This window comes from Streptomyces sp. NRRL WC-3549 (assembly GCF_000721935.1).
Lineage (GTDB): Bacteria > Actinomycetota > Actinomycetes > Streptomycetales > Streptomycetaceae > Streptomyces.
In genome coordinates this window covers 185,430-191,231 of sequence record NZ_KL585423.1, presented here as the reverse complement: position 1 = coordinate 191,231, position 5,802 = coordinate 185,430, and the positions used below count along the sequence as shown (strand labels likewise).

Sequence of the window (5,802 nt, the reverse complement as noted above, 5' to 3'; positions counted from 1 at the left end):
TCGCAGCGCCTCGCCTCCGCCGTCGCCAGGTCGCCCGAGGCGTCCGGCGGCAGCTGCACCCGGGTGACCTGGTAGCGGGCCCCCTCGTGGTAGATGAGCGCACCGGGGCCGAACTCCCGGATCGCGAGGAACCGGGGACGCTGCAGGTAGTCGCCGTCGGCGTTGCGGCGGTTGCCGGACCGCGGGATGTACGCGGCCAGCGGGAGCCGCGGGAAGCTGTAGCCCGGCAGGAACCCCTCGGAGGCCAGATAGCGGTACGGATTGAAGTCGCTCATCACCGACTTGCTGTCGGACGAGCGGTTCAGCAGCAGGTTCGTCTGGGTCTCCGCCTCGCGTCGGCGGGTGCGGGCCCGGCCCTGCTCGCCGGGCGTCAGCGTGTGGTCGACGACCCGCTTGTTCTGCTCGTACTGGTCCATGACGGCCGCCCGGAACAGCTCCCGCCACCGGTCGAAGGACGCGTCGAACTCCTGCGGGGCCCGCTCGATCCGGTCCTCGATCCACTCGTCGTACCACCACGTGGTCGCCTCGAAGTCCCCGATGAGCGGGGCCAGTACGGTCCGGGCGGTCGCGATCGCGCGCCGGCGGGCGTCCTCGTCGAGGGACAGGTCGTGGATGTGGGGGAGGAGCGCCAGCGCCATGTGCGGATCGGGGCGGTCGCCGCCGTCCGGGTCGTAGGCGACGTCGACGACGTCCGGGATCGCCCTGCCGAGCTTCATCCCGGTCTCCGCCAGCCAGATGCCCTGCAGATGGGAGCGGACCAGGTCCTCGTTGGCCAGGTCCAGACGCGGCGGGGCCACCTGTCCGGACACCATGTCCTGGGAGCGGCGGAAGTAGTACTGGTCGTGGCTGTTGCCCGTGGCGCAGTACGTGGTCACGAGTGCGGGCTGGCCGGAACGGCCCGCCCGGCCCGAGCGCTGCGCGTAGTTCGCCGGGGTCGGCGGGACGTTGCGCATCATCACGGCGTTGAGCGAGGAGATGTCCACGCCCAGCTCCATCGTCGGCGAGCAGTACAGCAGGGGCAGTTCGGCGGAGCGGAACTCCCGCTCGCGCTCCAGCCGGTCCTCCGGAGTCACCTGCGCGGTGTGCTCCCGGGCGAACAGGCCCGCCAGCTCGGCCGCCGCCGTCCGGTACAGGTCCCGGAAGAACGGGTTGACCCGCGGCCCCTCGCCGCGGTTGTACGTGCGCGCCAGCGGGTCGATCGCGCCCCGCTCGCCGTTCCCGGCCCGCCAGATGAGGGCGGCGGCCGACACCCGGAACCCCATGCGCTTCTGGGCCGCCCGGCGGCGGTAGGCCGGGCCGGCGTGCTCCGGGGCCGCCTCCACCTCACGCACCAGGTCCGCTTCGCGCAGCACCTTCAGCAGGTCCTCGATGATGCCCTGGACGTCCTCCGGGGGGAGGTGGCGCAGTTCGGGCAGGTTCCGCCGCAGGTACTTGCCGAACTTGCCACGGGCCGACAGGAACAGCGCGGAACGCTCCATACCCGGCCGCGAGCCGTACGGGTAGGCGGTGCCGACGGTGGGGCGGTCGCTCTCGCTCAGCACCCACGGACCCGCGAGGCGCTCCTCGCTCGCCCGCTGCAAGGTGTCGAAGTCGTCGCGGAAGTACTGCACGTCGATGGCGAGGGCGCGCCGCATGAAGTCCAGCAGCGTCCGGGCGATCTCCTCACGCAGCGCGGGGTCCGCGTCGCGGAGCGCCGCGTGGACGGAATCCCAGCGGTCCGGCTCGGCGGCGATCCAGCCCAGGTCCTCGTAATCGATGCGCAGCAGCCCCGTCTGCTCCAGGTTCGGCATCGTGATGCGCCAGCCGCGCTCCAGGTCGCGGTAGAGCCGGTACCCCACGACGTCACGGAAGGCCTTCGCCGCACGGCTCTCCATCGAGGGAGCCAGCTTGCTGTGCTTCGTGTTCGCCGCGTACTCGCGGGGCGTCAGCCCCATCACCTCGGTCACGGCCTCGGCCAGGTCGTCGTGGCGCAGCCCCTCCTCGCCGGCCCGCACCGCGGCCTGGTGGAGGGCACCGCGCAACTGGGTCACCTGCGCGAAGTCGTTGAAGTGCCCGGCCTGGAGCGACGCGTCCTGCCGGTTGTCGACGAAGGTGAGGAGCTTGCGCGCCTCCTTGCCCAGGCTTTCCTCCGGCACCGCACGCAGGGACTTCACGATCGACGCGGAGATCAGGGAGGTCGCCGAGGAACGCCCTTCCTGGTCGAGGGTGGCGAGCTTGGCGAAGTCCCGGCCGCGGGTCTGCTCGTAGGAGACCTGGCAGTGCACGCAGAACAGGAACGGCGCCGGCACGAACGCCGCCACCAGACCCTCGTCGGACTCGTTCCCGAAGCCGTCCACGACGACGCGCTTGGGCACCCGGGGGCGATAGGACTTCTTGACGACGGTCACACCCTGCGCGTCCCGTTCGAGCCACGACTCCGGCAACCGCCGGTCGTCCACGGCCTTCTGCGCATCGGCGGGCCACTCGTAGTCCTCCCCGGGCACGCCCAGGTACAGATAACCCTCGCCGTCGCGGCCCCCGGAGGCCGAGGTGTCCCGGCGCGGCTCGTACCGGAACGCGCCGCTCTCCTCGGAGCGCCAGACGGTCAGGTACTCCTGACCGCACTCGCGGCAGAACGCCAGCGGGAACAGCGGCTTGCCGGCGCTGCCGGGCTGCTCCAGCTGGTAGGTGCGGGTGAGGGGTCGGGTGAGCGGATCTTCCAGCGTCGTGTAGACGGTGTCGCCCTTGGAGAGGAACTGGTGCAGCCGGAAGGCGAACAGCGGGCGTTCCGTCACCGGGTGCTTCGCCTGCGCACCGGCCTCCAGGGTGGTGCGGATCGCCTCGCGCACACTCTCCTCGGCCACACCCGAGGCGTCGGCCAGCTCCCTGGCCGCCGCCTCCAGGGTGCCCGGGGCACACCGGCGGTACCTCCCCGTGCCCTCCTCGCGCTCCAGACCGAACCGGGACTCCACCCAGCGGGCCAGCGAGTCCTTCGTCAGCGCGTCGTACGAGCGGGGGGCCGCCGGAACCCGCAGCCGCTCGGCGGGCACGTCCGCCGGGGCCTCCTCGGTCGCCCGGACGAGGGTCTCGCCGATGACCCGCTTCGGCAGGACCGTCGTACCGAACAGCCGGCCGGCGACCCTGGCCACCTCGCGCCGCTGGTCCTCCCAGGACCCCTCGGTCGACATGGTCGCCGAGGTGCCGATGCACTGCAGGGTCGCCGAGGCCCGGCAGGCCTCGCGGACCCGGCGGATCAGGAACGCCACGTCCGCGCCCTGCCTGCCGCGGTAGGTGTGCAACTCGTCGAAGACCAGGAACTGCAGTCCCTCGGCCATGCGGATCAGGCTGGACCTGTCGTCCGGCCGGGTCAGCATCAGCTCCAGCATCACGTAGTTCGTCAGCAGGATGTCCGGAGGGTTCTTGCGCAGCTCCCGACGCTGTTCGTCGGACTCCTGCCCGGTGTAACGGGCGAAGGTGACCGGCTCGCCCCCCGTCCCGAAACCGTGGCGCAGGTACTTCTCCAGCTCGCCGAGCTGCGAGTTGGCCAGCGCGTTCATCGGGTAGACCACGATCGCGCGGACCCGCCCGCCTCCGCCGGGGCCGGCCGCCTGACGTTCCTTCAGGACGCGGTCCACGATCGGGACGATGTACGCCAGGGACTTGCCGGAACCGGTGCCCGTGGTCAGGACGTAGGAGTCACCCGCCTGCGCGGCCTCGATCGCCTGCCGCTGGTGGAGGTGGAAGGTCAGCGGACGGCCGTCCGGGCGCCGCGCGTTCTCCTTCTTGCCCGCCTGGAAGATCTCCGCGCACCTGGGGTGCAGCACGCCGTCCCGCACGAGGTCGGTGACCTGGCCGCCGTCGGCGAAGAAGGGATTGAGCGACAGCCACGGATCGGGCCACTGTGACTTCGCCGCCAGGTCGTCCTCGACGAAGCCTTCGATCCGGGCGTCCCGGATCACCGTCGCACTCTTGGTGAAGTCCTCGTACTCCTTGATCAGATCTGCGTGGATGCCGAAGACGTCCATCGTCTCGGGCAGGCGCGGCTCCCTGCGCGGCGCGGGCGCGGGCACGGCAGGGGTGCGCTCGGGGAGCAGGGAACGCAGCCGCGCCACCGGGTCCATCACCCGCCAGTGCGGGGCCAGCAGGTCAGCGGTGTCGTCCGGCGCGAGCGCGAGCGGGACCAGGGCGTCGTGGACCTGGGCTGCGTTCTCGGGCCGCAGGTCGGCGTCCTTCTCCAGCAGGCGGCCGACGAGCCTGACCAGCTCGGCGGGAAGGTCCGGGCGCACCAGGGTCAGCTGCGGCGGCGCTTCGTGCTGATGCTGCTCGGAGAGCTCGAAGGGCGTCCTGGCGGAGAACGGCGGCCGCCCGATCAGCAGTTCGTACAGGATGCAGCCGAGCGCGTAGAGGTCGGCGAGGGCGGAGACGGGTTCGGCCCGGAACTGCTCCGGGGCCATGTAGCGGGCCGTGCCGACGCTGACGCCCGTACTGGTCAGCCGCGTCTGGTCGGGATCGTCGACGATCGAGCCCATGCCGAAGTCGAGGACCTTGAGGGTGCCGTCACCGGTCAGCATCACATTGGCGGGCTTCAGGTCGCGGTGGACGACCCCGGCCGTGTGCGCGGCCGTGAGAGCCGCGGCGATCTGGGCTCCGACGGCGGCGGCCCAGGAAACCGGAAGCTGGGGCTCCTCGTCGATGAGGTCCGCGAGCGGATGACCGTCCAGCAACTCCATGGCCAGATAGGGCAGACCGCTGCCGCCCGGCGTCCCGTCCACGCCGCCGTCGATCAGCAGGGTGAGGTTCGGATGCCCCTGGGAGAGCATGCGCATGATCCGCACCTCGCGGCGGAAACGCTCGATCTCCTTGCCGGACCCGGAGGTGTCGACGGCGACCCCGGTCCGGCCGCGCAGCACGGTCTTGACGGCGACCTCGCGGTATGGGGAGTCCGGGGCGGCCCGGAGGTCCTCTGCCCGGTGCACCTCGCCCATGTTGCCGCGTCCCACGACCCCCGTGATCCGGAACCGCTGGTCGACCGTTCCCAGGCTCACTTGCCCTCCCCCGTTCCACCCGTCACGTGCAAGACGGGTACGCCTTGCAGGGAGCGTACACCTTCACTCCTCAAGGAGAGTATAAACTGCCTGTTTACGCTGTCAACGCATGTGCGCCCACGTGAACTGGCGAGCTGGGCGGGTACCTCTTTCCCTGTGCAGGAATCCGCCTTCCCGCCCGCTCGGGGTGCCGAGGACCTGGCCGCGTACACCTCCCAGGGGGTGCCGGCGGGGCCGAGGAACTGGCCTACCAGGTGCGCGGTGGTTGACCGGTCTTCGCAACCGGGAGGCCGGCACCTCGCTCGATGGCGGCGTGAGCCCTGCTACCGCTGATCGTCCTGACCAAGCGGGCCGACCGCGAAGTCGAGCACTTCCTGCTCGACTGTTGCCGGAGGATTTCGACCTCGGGCCGAGCAGCGGCAGCAGTTGGTAGTCCGGGCCGAAACCGCCGTCGGCGACCTCGCGGTACAGGCGCGCAAGGAGAGGGTGCAGAGTGAAGCCCAGTTGCGCCTCGGTACGGGCGATCTGTTCGTCGTCGACACCTGCGGGAAGGTCCTTGTTGTCGGACGCGGCCCGCAGCAGATGCCGAAGTCGCGGGCCCGTGATCCGCAGGACGGAGACCGCGCCGGCGCTGACCGGAGGCCGGGAGGGGCGATGCGTAACCCTTCCGGCCTGGGGACCTCCGCATGACAGCGATCGCCTACGGGCGCTGCTCCGACTGCCGACACCAGACAAGCGTGTAACGCCAGAAGAGCCGCCGGCGTAGTCGGGGGCCGGG

1 protein-coding gene is annotated in these 5,802 nt (G+C 71.1%); it reads right to left on the bottom strand.

What is annotated here, in order from left to right:
- Positions 1–5,024 (bottom strand): protein kinase domain-containing protein (locus IH13_RS38550; RefSeq protein ID WP_031088632.1); only part of this gene is annotated, 5,024 nt, incomplete at its 3' end.
- Positions 5,025–5,802 lie beyond the last annotated feature (778 nt).